Consider the following 15,264-nt stretch of genomic DNA (forward strand, 5'->3'; position numbering starts at 1 on the left):
CGATTCCTCTGTAGTTCAGTCGGTAGAACGGCGGACTGTTAATCCGTATGTCACTGGTTCGAGTCCAGTCAGAGGAGCCAAATTTGAAAAGCCTGCTTTTAAAGCAGGCTTTTTGCTTTTCAGCGCATGAGAAATGTAGGACGGCGCCCGTTGCCGTTTTAGTGTTTACCCCCACCTCCTCACCTGTCCCTGTTATATATTCCACTAATAAATAGAATCATTAATATTAATAACACATAACTATCATTCATCAAATATCGATCGGCAAAAACTATTAATTACATTCCGTGTGATATTCATCACAAAACGGGATTGCTCAACGTTTATTATTTATCGCATAGCAAAAGCAAATCGTTAGACCAGGAAAAATAATCTCATCAAGAGCTAAAGTTTTTTACTTATATACCCTATGGAGGTAATTGCTTTGCCATGGAAAGACCCATCATCAAATGCATTTTTTAGCTGGCTTTACATAATATTATTTGGCGCGTGGGGAGGACTTGTCAGATATCTCCTTGACGTTAAGTCAGGCCAGTCGGGAAGAAGTTTATTTTCTGCGTTAGCACAAATTATTGTATCAGGATTTACCGGTGTACTTGCTGGGTTGATGTCACAAAGCCTTGGTTCAGTATTTCATACTTCGCTTGCAGTCAGCGGTATATCAGGTGCAATGGGTGTTGTTGCTCTTAATTATTACTGGAAGAAAATCTCTGGAGATAGTAATGATAAATCATGAATTTAGTAGAAAGACTGAAAAGAACCTTAAAGGAGTACATAAAGATCTTTCGGAGGTGATGAGAAAAGCATTGAAATTATCGCCTGTTGACTTCGGTATTTCTGAAGGGGTAAGAAACCAAAAACGACAGCTTGAGCTATTAGCATTAGGAAAATCCTTAACGTCTAAAAGCAGGCATTTAACGGGGCACGCCGTCGATGTATTTGCGGTCATCAACGGTACCGTTTCATGGGATTTTAAACATTATCAGACAATTGCAACGGCTGTTTTTCAGGCCGCTAAGGAGCTATCTGTTGATGTTGAGTGGGGTGGCAACTGGACGGAAATAAAGGATGGCGTTCATTTTCAGCTATCACGAAAGATGTATCCTGAATAGAACCTAACACATTTGATATGTATATTTCCGCAGAGAATGCAGCACATCGTTATTTTCCGGATGATTAACCATGTTCTTTTTACATAAAGTTTATAATAGGAGAATGAGAATACAAAATCGCTTTTAATTATCACAGCACAAAATTATCCGTCAGGCGTTTATTTACTCGTTATTTATACAGGCGATGCTTAATTGCGCTGAAAAAAAACCATATATCTTATTGAATGAAATAAAAGGAATACCATCATGACAATTACTTATATTAAAACTGAACTTGCACCAGCCGACAACCAGCTCGCTGCATACCTTTATTTTACCTCAGATACCCCGGTAAGTTATTCTTACACTGTTACAAAAAGGACGACCAGTCCAACCAGCGTAGATTTTACCTATACATCGGATCTCATTTATGGTGTTACTCAAACCATTAAAATCCCTGTTATTGGTCTTTATGCGCAATATGCAAACAGTGTGCAGGTCGTATTTAAGGATGACACGGGTACTGAAGTTTTCAATCAGCCATTTATCATCAGTACAGAAGATCAGGAATATGATACATCTGTCATCTTCCACCTCGATATTGAGCAAACCGATCCTGCACTATTTACCTCTGTATGGGGAAACAGTTGGTTAATGGAATCCACTGGCCGAGGTTATGACCAAAATGGTGACCTGCGTTTTAACTTCTTATCGGTTTATCATCTCCAGCCGCTGCGGATCCACAATGGCTACCTCTATACCGGCAGCGACGAAGATATGGCGTGGTACGGCCGTCGCTTTTTCAAAATTGATATCATGGGCAATGTCGTCCTTGAATTCGACATGCGTGATGCTGATGGCAATCACTATGCAAATACTCATGATGTAGTCTGGGACTCCGCGGGCGACATTTATATGTTTGGCACCGATAGCCCTAACCGACTAACCAACACGATGGCGCAAGATGCGCTGGTTCTGAAATTTAACGATCAGACAGGGAAAATGATTTGGGCGAAAACTATACCAGCGAATATAGTGGTTCTCAAATTCTGAATAACAATACGCCTAATGATGTCCATTTTAACTCTCTTACATGGATTGCAAGCAGCCCAAATAACGAAGAAGCCATTATTGTCCATTCTCGCACAACGAGTACAACTTTTGGTATCTCTATCGTTGATGGCAGTATCTTGTGGGCAATCGACACAGGTAATTTCAACCCTCAGTTCCCGGCAAAACAAGCGACTATTCATATTGATAATTCGGGTATTACTCATTTTGAAAATGGTGCCCATACGGTGTGCATTACGAATAATAGTGCTTTTTCTGCCAGTATCGATCCTACCGCAGGAAAATTTGTCTTATCAGTGTTCGATAACCGATCTTGCTTAGATGAAAATGGCAACCCCGTTATTCGTCCGATAAATGACGCAGCGACGTCGGACCCCTATCAAACAGATCCAGCCCGCATTCTGTTCTATGCGGTCGACTTAGCAGCAGGCACCGCTGTTGAGATTCATGCGCCTGTTGAACTCCCAACGACGCCTATCCTCCAATGGACCGACTTTATGGGAGGCGTGTTTGATCATGGTGATTATTTCACTATTTTTACCTGCCATGCGCGCTCATTCTTTATCAGTGACGTAGACGGTAATATGGTTGCCTCTATCTATGATGTGATTTCTTTATCTGATGGCGCTCCTCAATACCCTGGGGAGGCCTACCGTGCAAGATTATTTAATGAAACGGAGCTTACTGACGTCATCACTGCGGCATCTATTTATGCAAATTAATCAAATGATGTAACAATCTGGAACAGATGCAATTGATCACTGCATATGTTAATAGGGGGTCATGTCGAGCCATGACCCCTTGATGCTATATACGAAGCGCACAGGTCATGACTTCATCGCCGAAAAGATTGAGCCATTATTCATACCTGAAGGCACTAATGTAAATTTATCGTTATAGTCTTGCGCCAGGGAAAGTAGTATTTGCGTCACCCGCCCTGCGGATAGTTGCGCGCTGCGACTAAAATGCGTTTGTTTATATAGCCAGTTGATAAAGCACCTGCTGGCCGTTAAAGAGAGCCTTTTAGCGTTACTGCTATCCCCCCCTGTTAATGGGCAAACCATCTTACGGTTTCTTCCCTGCTCCCAAAGCTGCCACTGACTTTGCCACCAGCCATGCTGTGACGTTCTCTGAAAATTCCAGGGTATATCACTATCATTATCGTTGATTTCTTCTTCTATAAACCACATTTCACCTTGCCCCAGGCGAAACAAATTTGCCCAGGCGGTAATGACTGCTCCCCGAAGAAAGCATTCGTGTGAAATAACATGCATCTTTACCTCAGGAAAGAGGAGATTCAGTATTCGAAAATGCCCGTGAGCCGCTATCACCGGGCGCACAATCGAACCTCTGGCGTTACATTTCAGAGCCGCGCTTCCATACTGTATTTCATCGAACTGGCTCCGGCGCAGAAACTGTGTCTCTCGCATATCAACGCGTTTTACAATATCAGCGTGTTGCAAATCAGGCTCGATATTTCCCTTCCAGTGATAACGTAATGTTTCCCCACTTTGATGCTCAGTAAAATTAGTGGAGAGATGAATAATATTACCGCGAATGGCATCAAAACTGATCAGGACATACAATTTCTGTTCTGCAATTCTCCCCTGGAACGGTACAACCAGTGACACAGTTTCAATACGTTCTGGAGACACTATTTTTCTTTGCTTTTGCTGTTTGGGTGTCCAGACTTTTTTGCAGGCGCGGCACTGAACGCGCTGTGTCCCCCGTGGGTTATAACCATAACAAATAGTTTTCGCGCAATAACATTCAGGGCAAAAATAACCGTTTTCTAAGGCATAGGCGCTTAAGCAAGAAAAAAGCCATTCATTAAATTGTTGTTCATTAAACAGAGGGGGATAACTCCCACATGCCCGGCAGTGCAATGCTGGATATCCCAGCCTGTAGTCTGGCCAACTGTAATCTTCAGATGCTGAGACTGGCAGCCCTAAATTACGGCAACCAAACGATTTACAGGTATTAATCGTAAACAGAATCAATATTAATCACCAACGATTTGAATGGGTCGGTGATTTTGCCGCATAACTCTTGCATAAGTGTGTGAGCAGGTTCGCATAAAAAATCCTTTCAGAACGTAAAGTAGCGAATCTTTATATGACTGAAAGGAACGACTTATGAAGATAAAGTTAATCGCTGCGGGTATTCTGACGACGCTACCATTTTGGGCCTGCGCTAAGGATGTCACCATCCTTTATACCAATGATCTCCATGCTCATGTAGAACCTTATAAAGTGCCATGGATTGCTGACGGCAAACGGGATATTGGTGGCTGGGCGAATATCACTACTCTGGTAAAAGAGGAAAAATCAAAAAGTAAAGCGACATGGTTTTTTGATGCAGGTGACTATTTCACTGGCCCTTATATTAGTAGCTTAACGAAGGGAAAAGCAATTATTGATATTATGAATACCATGTCGTTTGATGTTGTAACGATAGGTAATCATGAATTTGATCATGGCTGGGATAATACATTATTACAGCTAAGCCAGGCGAAATTCCCTGTCGTACAGGGCAACATATTCTATGAGAACAGCAGCAAATTATTCTGGGATAAACCTTATACCATCGTCGAAAAAGATGGCGTGAAAATTGGCGTCATTGGTTTGCACGGCGTGTTTGCCTTCAATGATACCGTCTCCGCGGCAACGCGCGTAGGCATTGAAGCGCGGGATGAAATTAAGTGGTTACAGCGCTATCTGGATGAACTGAAAGGCAAAGTCGACCTGACCGTATTGCTGGTCCATGAAGGTACACCGGCGCGTCAGTCCAGTATGGGAGGGACCGACGTACGACGTGCACTGGATAAAGATATTCAAACTGCAAGCCAGGTGAAAGGTCTGGATATTCTGATTACGGGACATGCGCATGTCGGTACGCCGGAACCGATTAAAGTTGGCAATACGCTGATCCTCTCGACCGACAGCGGCGGCATTGATGTGGGGAAACTGGTACTGGACTACACGAAGCCGCATCAGTTTACGATGAAAAATTTTGAGCTTAAAACCATTTACGCCGATGAGTGGAAGCCCGATCCGCAAACGAAACAGGTTATAGACGGCTGGAATAAGAAACTGGATAAAGTAGTTCAACAAACGGTGGCGCAGTCGCCGGTTGAGTTGACGCGCGCGTATGGTGAATCAGCCCCGCTGGGTAATCTGGCTGCGGACGCTCTACTGGTGGCTGCGGGTAAAAATACTCAGCTAGCCTTGACCAACTCGGGCGGCATTCGCAATGAGATCCCGTCGGGCGCAATTACGATGGGTGACGTCATCAGTACGTTCCCCTTCCCTAACGAGCTGGCCACAATGGATCTTACGGGTAAACAATTACGCACGTTGATGGAACATGCCGCAAGTTTAAGTAATGGCGTCTTGCAGGTTTCAAAAGGCCTGGAGGTGAAGTATGACAGCAGTAAACCAATCGGTCAGCGGGTCGTCGTATTTAACCTTAATGGCAAGCCGATTGAGGATGCGACAGTCTACCACATTGCCACTCAGAGCTTCCTTGCTGACGGCGGCGATGGTTTTACCACCTTTACCGAGGGTAAAGCGCGTAATACAACAGGCGGTTACTACGTTTCTAATGCCGTGATCGATTACTTCAAAGCGGGCAACACTATTACGGATGAGCAGCTCAACGGCATGCGCGTTGCTGATGTGAAAAAGTAAAGGTTCTTACCATACAGGCTTTTGGCGCCGCATTGGTGATGAATGCATTGAAATAAAATAAACGTTTAAGGGTTCATACCTCTACATGGACCCTTTTCAAGCTATTATTTTTTCAAGGGAATTGATTATGAAGAAAAATATAAAGCTGAGCCTGATTACGTTATGTTGGTTCGCAACGTTAACCGCCTCAGTTCATGCAAAAGATGTAACAATTTACTATACCAACGATCTACATGCTCATGTCTCTCCTGGGAAACTACCCACCGTTGACAAAGAACGTCTGGTAGGAGGTTTTGCGAATATAGCGACCATCGTCAATGATGCTAAGAAAATAAGTAAAGATGTTTTTTTCTTTGATGCAGGTGATTACTTTACCGGGCCCTATATAAGTACCCTGACCAAAGGCGAAGCCATTATTGATATCATGAACACCATGCCCTTTGATGCTGTGTCAGTGGGAAACCACGAATTTGACTATGGCGTTGATAACATGGTTAAGCAGTTATCAAGAGCACACTTCCCCATTTTGTTAGGTAATGTTTTTTATACCAACAGTGAAAAGCCCGTCTGGAATACCCCCTGGACGGTTGTCGAAAAAGATGGCATCAAAATTGGCGTAATCGGGGTACATCAGAAATTTGCATTTTATGACACGATTGCAGCTAAGGCTTACGCTGGTTCAGAGGCGCGTGATGAAGAGCCTTATATTCAAAAAGGGCTTGATGCCTTAAAAGGTAAAGTGGATATCATCGTGCTGCTTATTCATGAAGGTACGCCAGCGCGCCAGTCAAGCTATGGAAACAAAGACGTAGCCAGAATGCTACAAGCTGATATCGATACCGCGAAGAAATTTAAGGGTATTGATGTATTAATCACAGGCCATGCCCATGTAGGGACGCCAGAACCGATTAAAGTTAATGACACTCTCATTGTTTCAACGGATGCCTATGGTACTGACATTGGTAAATTAGTATTGGATTTTAACCCTCAGACGAAGAAAATTGAGCGTTACAAAGGTGAATTAATCACTGTATTTTCTGATGAATATAAACCTGATCCAAAAGTACAGCTTAAAATTGATGAGTGGAATGCCAGTCTGAAAAAAATCACTGGCCAGGTTATTGGTTCGACAACGGCGCACTTTACGCGTTCATATGGGGAATCATCACCCGTCGGTAATTTGATAATTGATGTCATGATGGCAAAAGTGCCGGATGCCGTCGTTGGATTACAAAACAGCGGAGGGATACGTGCTGATTTCCCACAGGGAAATTTAACCTACGGCGATGTTATTACCACCTTCCCGTTTAATAATGACCTGGTTGAAATGGATCTTACCGGAAAAGATCTCACCGATTTAATGATCCATGCGACTAATCTCACCAATGGTATTTTGCAAGTATCAAAAAGCGTTCATGTTGTCTATGACAGTACAAAACCGCTGGGCAAACGTCTCATTAAATTCACTGTCAATAATCAACCCATAGATCCGACCAGGATATATCGGGTTGCTACACACTCATTTTGTGCGACAGGTGGCGATGGATTTGAAGCATTTTTAAAAGGGAAAAATATTAAAACTATTAACAGCACTACCTCTGCCGATTCAATTATTGATTATGTGAAGGCGCATAGCCCAGTTAAACCCGATCATGAAATGAGGGTGACTGATGTAAGCGCAGCAAAATGAATTAAACAAGAAGTGATTAAATACTGACATGTATTTTAAATACCACTCGCTTTTCAACATACTCCCATTAAAGGAAATACACGCATGAAAAAAATGAAATATCTTTTACCAGGCGCATTGATAATGCTCCCCATGATTGCGTTTGCGGACTCTGGTAATAATGAATATCTATCAGACTGGTGGCATCAAAGCATTAATATAGTCGGCAGCAACTCTACTCGCTTTGGGCCACAAAAAAGGTCCGATCTCTATCCAGAATACCGTGCGTGGGCACATGTGGATTGGTTTGATTTTTACGGCTATGCGGATTTACCTAAATTTTTTGGTTTGGGAAATGACAACGACATTGGTATTTGGGACAATGGCTCGCCATTCTTTACAGAAATAGAGCCACGTTTTAGTATCGGTAAATTAACGGGACTTGATCTGAGCGTTGGTCCATTTAAAGAATGGTATTTTGCTCACAACTATATTTATGATGCGGGTACTAACGAAGGACAGCGTCAAAGTACCTGGTATATGGGAATTGGGACGGATATTGATACGGGATTACCGATGACTTTATCTGCAAACATCTACGCTAAATACCAGGGGAATAATTATAACGCCGCCAACGAAAACGAATGGGATGGATATCGCTTTAAATTAAAATATGCTATTCCTTTAACTACACTGTTTGGCGGCAAGCTAAATTACATCGGTTTCACCAATTTTGATTTTGGCTCAGACTTAAAAGACGAATCAGGTGGCGAGCAACCCTTTTACTCCCGTACTAATGATTCAATAGTTTCTACCCATATCCTCAGCTTAGTTTACTCTCACTGGAGCTATGGCGCCACCCTTCGTTATTTCTATCATGGTGGGCAATTTGAAGAAGGCAGTAAAGCATATAATAGCAAAGGGCAGATCACCCGTATAGACTCTACGGGGTGGGCCTACTATTTAACTGCCGGATACACTTTTTAAATATGTCTAAAAGGAATTAGCCATTAAGAAATAAAATAATAATGCCATTCATTTATGGATGGCATTATTTTATTTAACCCGGTACACGTATCACCCAGGAAGACTTAGAGCCACTCTTACCGTTCCCGGCAGACAATGCGCCGCCGGGCAAAAACTAAATCTGATAATCAATCGCCACCTCTTCCGGCTCCATCACCTGGCGTTTGATCTCATCTACAGAGAGCCCCGCATTGCACAGCTCGATAAAACGCCACACATAGTTACGCTGAAGCTGCCCGCGCTTCAGCCCGAGCCAGACGGTGTTCGCATCGAACAGATGACGTGTATCCAGACGCACCAGATTACCAGCCTCATATTCTCCGCCAGACTGCTCGGCCACCAGGCCAATCCCCAGCCCTAACTCGACGTAGGTTTTGATCACGTCGGAATCCTGCGCGCTCAGCACCACGTCCGGCGTGAGCCCTTTACGCTTGAACGCTTCATCTATGCGCGAACGCCCGGTAATGCCCTGCCGGTAGGTGATAAGCGGCCATTTGACGATCTCTTCCAGCGTCAACGGTGAAACCTGGTTCAGCGGGTGTTCGGCGGGTAATAGCAGGCTGTGGTGCCAGCGGAACCACGGGAACGCCACCAGCAGCGGGTCATTGCTCAGCCGTTCACTGGCGATACCGATATCGGCCCCACCGTTATGCAGCAGCACTTCAATTTCCTGCGGCGTGCCCTGGATCAGTTCGAGACGTACGTCCGGGAAGATCTCACGAAATGCTTTGATAACCGTCGGAAGGCTGTAACGCGCCTGTGTATGGGTGGTGGCGATAGTCAGCACACCGGAAGCGTCGTTGGTAAAGAGATCCGCCAGCCGACGAACGTTGCTGGCCTCGTTGAGAATGCGCTCAGCGATGGTCAGCAATGCCTTGCCTGGCTCGGTCATACCCAGCAGGCGCTTGCCGCGACGGATAAAAATCTCAATGCCTAACTCCTCCTCCAGCTCGCGGATATGTCGGCTGACGCCCGACTGAGAGGTGTAAAGCATATTGGCGACTTCGGTCAGGTTGTAATCCCGCCTGGCCGCCTCACGAATAATTTTAAGTTGCTGGAAATTCACAATTCACTCCGGCGCATCTGACATAAGGCTATTGTTAGAGTCAGGCGGGCTGGAGAACAAATAATAAAAACCAGCATCTTATGCTTATTTGGAATATCAGCTGACGAGTTGCAGCTCGCGATTTTCCAGCGACGGCTTACTGACCAGAGACATCAGGATCTCTTTCACCGCCTGCGCCTGCGGTGACAGGGAGCCGCGCGCGGACATATTCAACGACAGCGGTAAGCTCATGGATGGCGTGGTGATGCGGGCCATCCAGCCGTTCGCCGCGCTGCACAGTGAACGTGCGGCAGACTCGGGCAGAACCGTTACACCCATGCCGCTGGCAATGGCGGCAGTCAGCGTGGAGATGGAATCAATCTCGCCGATGATCTTCGCCGTCAGACGGCGCAGCGAGAACGCTTCGTCAACGCGCACGCGCACGGCACTGTAGTCGCGCGGCAGGAACAGATTCATCTCTGCCACAGCGGTTAAATCAATGCTCTGGCCGGGGCAATCACGGGTACCGACCAGGTAAAGATCTTCCTTCAGCAGCGGCTGGCTGGTGATCCCGGCAACCGGGGAGCGATCGTACAGCACCGCCATATCCAGCTGACCGTTGAGCAGTTTGTCATTGAGCACGGAACCACTGTTCTCATGCAGATAAACCAGCACTTCCGGTAGCTCCGCGCGCACCGCCTGAAGCAGCGGCATGGTGACAGACGATGCGGCCGTTCCCGGCGCCAGACCAATGGAGACATGGCCGCTCAGGGTCTGACCCACATTGTGCACGGCCAGCTGCGCCTGTTCACACTGACGCAGGATCGTGCGGGCATGGGTATATAAAATTTTTCCCGCTTCGGTAGGCGTTACGCCGCGCTTGGTGCGGATCAACAGTTGCTGGTCCATTTCGCCTTCCAGAGTCGCGACCTGCTGGCTCAGCGCAGGCTGCGCGATATGCAGCACTTCAGCCGCCTGGGTCAGGCTGCCGATATCGACGATTTTTACGAAGTATTTCAGTCGTCTTAAGTTCATGTTGCCCCCTGTTCGAAAATAGCGTGCCGGTAACGGCTGTGTTGTTAAACAGGTTTTGCAATATGGATGCCAGTTTTTTGCAGCGGGTGTATGTCGCTGCTAAGCGGCTGAAAATAAGGAAAGCCAATCACTGGTGCCTGTTTTGAGACGGGGACAACGGTTTCCGATCTGCCCCATTCGGGGTATATCTGCACAATAATGGTGCATTCCGTTGGCAAAAACGTCACTTTGCTGGTTTTGTCAGCAAACAGTTCAAAGTCGGCGATCCATCCTTTGACAAGGCGTACGCAGGTCGATAATATGCGCCCCGTTCACACGATTCCTCTGTAGTTCAGTCGGTAGAACGGCGGACTGTTAATCCGTATGTCACTGGTTCGAGTCCAGTCAGAGGAGCCAAATTCCTGTTTTCAGGCGTGCTTATAAGTCCCTATTCGTTTAGGATTCAATAAGTTAGCATGGAAATCTTTCCCGATGCGTATCTGGTTTTCCCTGCGCATCCGGCGAAATTGGTGGTCTGATTTGGGGTCATTTCAGTTCGATAATGGAGTGACCACCATATGTCCCTGTCCGACGCGAAAATCCGTAGTATCAAGCCTTCTGGTAAACCCTTTAAACTGACCGATTCTCATGGTCTGTCTCTGCTTGTCAATCCGGGCGGTTCACGCCTCTGGTATCTCAAATATCGCTTCAACCGAAAAGAATCCCGTATTGCATTAGGTGCCTATCCGCAGGTCTCGCTTTCCGACGCCCGCCAACAGCGCGACGGTATCCGTAAACTGCTGGCGCAGAATATCAATCCAGCACAACAGCGCATGACTGAAAAAGCCGCCGCGTCACCGGAAAAATGCTTTGAGGCCATTGCGGTGGCATGGCACAAAACCAACAAAAAGTGGTCGGCTGACTATGCAGAGCGCATCCTTGCCAGTATTAAAAATCATATCTTTCCGGCGATTGGTCATCTGCCCGTCACTCTGCTGAAAACGCAGCATTTCACGGCGTTGCTGAAAGTTATCGAGGATAAAGGCTTTCTGGAAGTCGCGTCCCGAACCCGGCAGCAACTCTGCAGCATCATGCGCTACGCCGTTCAGCAGGGACTGACCGAAAACAACCCGGCGCAGCATCTGGAAGGTGTCACAGCACCGCCGGTTAAAAATCACTATCCCGCCCTGCCGCTGGAGCGGTTGCCTGAACTGCTGGAGCGTATCGGTGACTATCAACAGGGGCGACAGTTAACACAACTGGCGGTAGCGCTGACTTTGCATCTGTTTATCCGTTCCAGCGAACTGCGCTTTGCCCGCTGGAGCGAGATAGATTTCAGACATAAAATCTGGACCATTCCCGCCACTCGCGAGGCAATCGACAAAGTTCGTTTTTCAGGTCGTGGCGCTAAGATGCGTACTCCGCATATTGTGCCATTGTCCCGGCAGGCTATTACTATTCTGAAGCAAATACAGGAAATCTCCGGCCATCTGGAGTTGGTCTTTCCCGGCGACCATAACCCGTATAAGCCGATGAGTGAAAATACCATTAACCGGGCCTTGCGCCTGATGGGTTACGATACCAAAACCGACGTCTGCGGGCATGACTTCCGGGCAATGGCCTGTAGCGCACTGGTGGAATCTGAACTCTGGTCGCGTGATGCCGTGGAGCGGCAGATGAGCCATCAGGAACGCAACAGCGTGCGGGCGGCATATATCCACCGCGCAGAACACCTCGATGCCCGTAAAGCCATGATGCAGTGGTGGTCAGACTATCTGGACGTGAGCCGCGAGGGGTACGTTGCGCCCTATATTTATGCGCGGCGACATAAAGCGGCCTGAGTCAGTAGCAGTATGATTTATTAAAAATGAAAAAGCAGATCCTGATTGAATCCGGATCTGCTTTTTGCATTGAAAGGATTTGCCTTCAATTTTTGGGTTATTAATCGGAAAGCGTACAAAATTATTCGACTCGAATAATTTTGTACGTAACCCTATCAATATATTACGAATCAATAGGCAAATAACGAAAATTATTCACAGTGAATAATTTCAGGCGATAGCTGCCAGATAATCTGCACCAGAAACCGATTCCCCGATACATCATATCTGCACCAGTTCAATGTCACCATTTGCCAGCACCAGTCTGCCGTCGCCTGTCTATGTCAGGACTGCGCCAGATATTATCGGATAAATATCGAACTGCGTCAGAGTTAAGGCCCTTTCAGCCTTTTGACCTTTTCCGGTCTGGCGCAGTTACCCTTAATCACCCTTTACCTTTATCTGGCCTTTTTCCTTCTGCTGGCGCACTCACCAGAAAAAATACCGAAATGCTGCATCAGAAGCATATTAATAGGCCATACCGTTCAGAAGGATTGTTATTAAGAGGAAAGCATACAAAAAATTTTGCCCCCAAAATTTTTTGTATAAAAACCGATTAATACCCCCGAGATTAATAGGAAACCACCCCAAATTATTTGGGGTGAAATAATTTGGGGTTAAAACCGATGAATAACACCATATTGCAAGCCTTAGGCTATCAATCAGCACTATCCTTTCGCCCGTAAACCTGCGCCACATACCGCCCGCGCCCGTCGCCGTGCCCCAAATCCATCGCCGTCATTGCCAGCGCCTCTTTCTCACAAAATCCCTGCGCCAGATAATGACGGATCGCATCCTGCGCCCACGCATAGCGCAACGAGTGCGGGGAATATGCGCCCGTCAAGCCGAGACGTGACGCCTGACTGTGCCAGTATTTCATCGCGCTTTTCAGATCCGGCTTATCTATCAGCCTGCCGTGTCGATCTTCTGCCACTGCCAGCGCATTATCCAGCGCTTTTCTGACAGCGGCAGTATCAAGAATAATCGTCTCGCGGGGCCGTCCGCCTTTGGTGCCGAAAACCACGGTTAAGCGGGTGTCACCACGTTCCAGCGCCTGTCGCCACGTTTTCAGCGACTGTACGCTCTGCACCGTCTCCTGCGAACGTAATCCCATCAGCCTTGAGAGCTCAAGCGCTGCCGCCAGCCCCGGATCTTTTACGCGCGCCGTCTCCAGCACGTCACGATAGTGCTCCGGCGTAATAGCCTGCTTTGTACCATTACGGGATGCGCCAGACAGACCAAGAGAACGGTTGTTCAGCCGCTCACTCTGCGCCAGCCTGTTACGCCCAACCTGTTTCAGAATGCAACGTACCGCCGCCATCTCATTTTGCAGGGAACGCTTTGCAATGCCCTGCGCCAGCCGTTCACGGACATAACCTTCTATATGCCGCACCTTAAGCTGCTCCACCCGGCGGATCTGCACATTCTGCGCCAGTACCAGACGTTCACAAAACCGCTGCGCCAGCTTAATACGGTCGTGAACGGTCTTATGGCTACCGCCTGCCTGCTGCGCAAGCCGCTTCATTTCCTGCTCCAGTATTCCCACATTTTTCCCCTTTTATGATTGCCGCAAACTCATTCCCCAAAAATCCAAAACTGATACTGCTTTCCCCGGCGCACAGGCCGATAGCCCCTGTTTTTTTTGTCGGGGCTGCGAACGATACCTGAGCGCCGGGGCGGCAGCCGTTGAGGTGTTGTGGGGCTTCGGTTGTGCTCTCAGAGCAGCCGCCCGCTTGCGCGGGTTATCCCCCGGATCGTCCAGATCCGCCTCGGTATCGGTTCATGTTCTCCTTATGGGTAAAATGGCCTGAAAAGGCAGTGTCAGAATCCAGCAATGGGCCGGTGCAGTTGAGTTTTCTGGTGCAGGTCGAAAAGGCTGCGTGCGTCACTTTCCCGCTTTGCGCGGTTAAAGTGACGCACTGGTCTGGTGCAGTGTCTGAAAATTTATCGTTGGTGCAGTTTTACAGCCACGCGGCAGCAAAGCCTTCGGCAATGCAGGCCACTGTCCGTCATGAAGGGGTTGACGCTCCGGTTCAGGGAGCGTCAGTGTTTACAGTACAAATCCGTAGTGAGAACCATCCGGCAGTTCAACATCAAGACGTAGCTTACCGCCAGTCGCTTCAACGTAGCGTTTGAGAGTGGAAAGCTTCAGATCGCGCCCTCGTTTTTCCATTCCTGCAACGGTAGGTTGCCTGATGCCCAGCGCTTGTGCCATCTCCACCTGCGTTTTCTGTACTTTCTCACGCAGTTCGGCAAGGTGAATGTTGAGCAGGATGTCCGTCGCCATCGCCTGAGCTTCGGCCACGACTTCAGGTTTTTCATCCGCAATAAGCTGTTCCAGCGTTCTGCCCATCGCGCTACTCCTTCTCTTTTAATGTGTTCAGCCAGTTCGTGAATTCCCTGTCAGCAACAGGGAGCATCTCATCGTAAAAACGTTTTTCATTGCCGACCTTATTTCCGGCACAAAGCACAATGCCGGTACGGGTCGGGTCAAAAGCGAAAAACGCCCTTATCGGATCGCCCCGACTCTGAATACGCAGCTCTTTCATGTTGCTGTAATGGGAACCCCTGACCGTATCGGCATAAGGTCTGGACAAACCCGGCCCCTTTTCCCGCAGGACCAGCAGTGCTGCAAGCACGCTGACCCTGTCGGTATCGTTGAGCGAGGCAAACCAGCGATCAAACGTATCCGTTGTTTTAATTGTCCACACGGGACCTCCCAATTAATATAGGTTAAATGCTATATAGATGTAAAGCTATAAAGCGGATTATGAAGTGA

The 15,264-nt window shown here is 47.3% G+C and carries 14 protein-coding genes and 2 tRNA genes; 10 read left to right on the forward strand and 6 right to left on the reverse strand.

What is annotated here, in order from left to right; translation table 11 throughout:
* The first annotated feature begins 4 nt into the window (after positions 1-4).
* The 5 genes from AC4OVU_RS13740 (at position 5) to AC4OVU_RS13760 (ending at position 2,884) form a co-directional block, all read left to right on the forward strand.
* Positions 5-80: transfer RNA gene (locus AC4OVU_RS13740), tRNA-Asn, on the forward strand.
* Positions 81-409: 329 nt separating this feature from the next.
* Entirely contained in the window at positions 410-736 is a 327-nt protein-coding gene (locus tag AC4OVU_RS13745) for a phage holin family protein (protein ID WP_017693121.1), read from the forward strand.
* On the forward strand, positions 723-1,112 hold the full coding sequence (locus tag AC4OVU_RS13750; protein WP_017693120.1) for a M15 family metallopeptidase: 390 nt from the start codon (positions 723-725) through the stop codon (positions 1,110-1,112). Before AC4OVU_RS13745 ends, AC4OVU_RS13750 begins: the two co-directional genes overlap by 14 nt.
* 246 nt (positions 1,113-1,358) lie before the next feature.
* Positions 1,359-2,144: an aryl-sulfate sulfotransferase N-terminal domain-containing protein gene (locus tag AC4OVU_RS13755; RefSeq protein WP_226868914.1), complete on the forward strand. Its 786-nt coding sequence runs from the start codon at positions 1,359-1,361 to the stop codon at positions 2,142-2,144.
* A complete protein-coding gene (locus tag AC4OVU_RS13760) occupies positions 2,099-2,884 on the forward strand; it encodes an aryl-sulfate sulfotransferase (RefSeq protein WP_226868913.1) in 786 nt (261 codons plus the stop codon). Before AC4OVU_RS13755 ends, AC4OVU_RS13760 begins: the two co-directional genes overlap by 46 nt.
* 105 nt (positions 2,885-2,989) lie before the next feature.
* Here AC4OVU_RS13760 and AC4OVU_RS13765 read toward each other — a convergent pair whose 3' ends face one another.
* Entirely contained in the window at positions 2,990-4,165 is a 1,176-nt protein-coding gene (locus AC4OVU_RS13765) for a cytoplasmic protein (RefSeq protein WP_110293196.1), read from the reverse strand.
* Between the two features lie 132 nt (positions 4,166-4,297).
* On the opposite strand from AC4OVU_RS13765, the gene AC4OVU_RS13770 reads away from it, so the two are divergent.
* The 3 genes from AC4OVU_RS13770 to AC4OVU_RS13780 all read left to right on the forward strand — a co-directional run bounded on the left by AC4OVU_RS13770 (position 4,298) and on the right by AC4OVU_RS13780 (position 8,507).
* Complete coding sequence (locus tag AC4OVU_RS13770) at positions 4,298-5,851, forward strand: bifunctional metallophosphatase/5'-nucleotidase (protein ID WP_015572415.1); 1,554 nt, start codon at positions 4,298-4,300, stop codon at positions 5,849-5,851.
* A 127-nt stretch (positions 5,852-5,978) separates the two neighbouring features.
* Positions 5,979-7,541, forward strand: a complete 1,563-nt coding sequence (locus AC4OVU_RS13775) for a bifunctional metallophosphatase/5'-nucleotidase (RefSeq protein ID WP_491928705.1) — start codon at positions 5,979-5,981, stop codon at positions 7,539-7,541.
* 84 nt (positions 7,542-7,625) lie between these two features.
* A complete protein-coding gene (locus AC4OVU_RS13780) occupies positions 7,626-8,507 on the forward strand; it encodes a nucleoside-specific channel-forming protein Tsx (RefSeq protein WP_017693117.1) in 882 nt (293 codons plus the stop codon).
* A 154-nt stretch (positions 8,508-8,661) separates the two neighbouring features.
* Here AC4OVU_RS13780 and cbl read toward each other — a convergent pair whose 3' ends face one another.
* Together cbl and nac are read right to left on the reverse strand one after the other, a co-directional pair.
* Positions 8,662-9,612, reverse strand: a complete 951-nt coding sequence (cbl, locus tag AC4OVU_RS13785) for an HTH-type transcriptional regulator Cbl (RefSeq protein ID WP_017383311.1) — start codon at positions 9,610-9,612, stop codon at positions 8,662-8,664.
* A gap of 96 nt (positions 9,613-9,708) precedes the next feature.
* Positions 9,709-10,626 (reverse strand): nitrogen assimilation transcriptional regulator NAC, encoded by a 918-nt coding sequence (gene nac / locus AC4OVU_RS13790; RefSeq protein WP_003859531.1) that lies wholly within the window; start codon positions 10,624-10,626, stop codon positions 9,709-9,711.
* A gap of 320 nt (positions 10,627-10,946) precedes the next feature.
* Between nac and AC4OVU_RS13795 the strand changes: the two genes are divergently transcribed.
* Both AC4OVU_RS13795 and AC4OVU_RS13800 read left to right on the forward strand, forming a co-directional pair.
* A tRNA-Asn gene (locus AC4OVU_RS13795) sits at positions 10,947-11,022 on the forward strand.
* Between the two features lie 161 nt (positions 11,023-11,183).
* Positions 11,184-12,446: a tyrosine-type recombinase/integrase gene (locus tag AC4OVU_RS13800; protein ID WP_110293216.1), complete on the forward strand. Its 1,263-nt coding sequence runs from the start codon at positions 11,184-11,186 to the stop codon at positions 12,444-12,446.
* A gap of 697 nt (positions 12,447-13,143) precedes the next feature.
* Here the strand turns inward: AC4OVU_RS13800 and AC4OVU_RS13805 are convergent.
* The 3 genes from AC4OVU_RS13805 to AC4OVU_RS13815 all read right to left on the reverse strand — a co-directional run bounded on the left by AC4OVU_RS13805 (position 13,144) and on the right by AC4OVU_RS13815 (position 15,196).
* A complete protein-coding gene (locus tag AC4OVU_RS13805; RefSeq protein WP_110292918.1) occupies positions 13,144-14,031 on the reverse strand; it encodes an integrase domain-containing protein in 888 nt (295 codons plus the stop codon).
* A 504-nt stretch (positions 14,032-14,535) separates the two neighbouring features.
* The gene (proR, locus tag AC4OVU_RS13810) at positions 14,536-14,838 is read right to left on the reverse strand and encodes a transcriptional regulator ProR (protein ID WP_110292919.1); all 303 of its coding nucleotides are present in this window, start codon (positions 14,836-14,838) and stop codon (positions 14,536-14,538) included.
* A 4-nt stretch (positions 14,839-14,842) separates the two neighbouring features.
* Complete coding sequence (locus tag AC4OVU_RS13815) at positions 14,843-15,196, reverse strand: type II toxin-antitoxin system RelE/ParE family toxin (protein WP_110292920.1); 354 nt, start codon at positions 15,194-15,196, stop codon at positions 14,843-14,845.
* Between the last annotated feature and the right edge of the window lie 68 nt (positions 15,197-15,264).

This window comes from Enterobacter sp. 6722112, assembly GCF_058661685.1.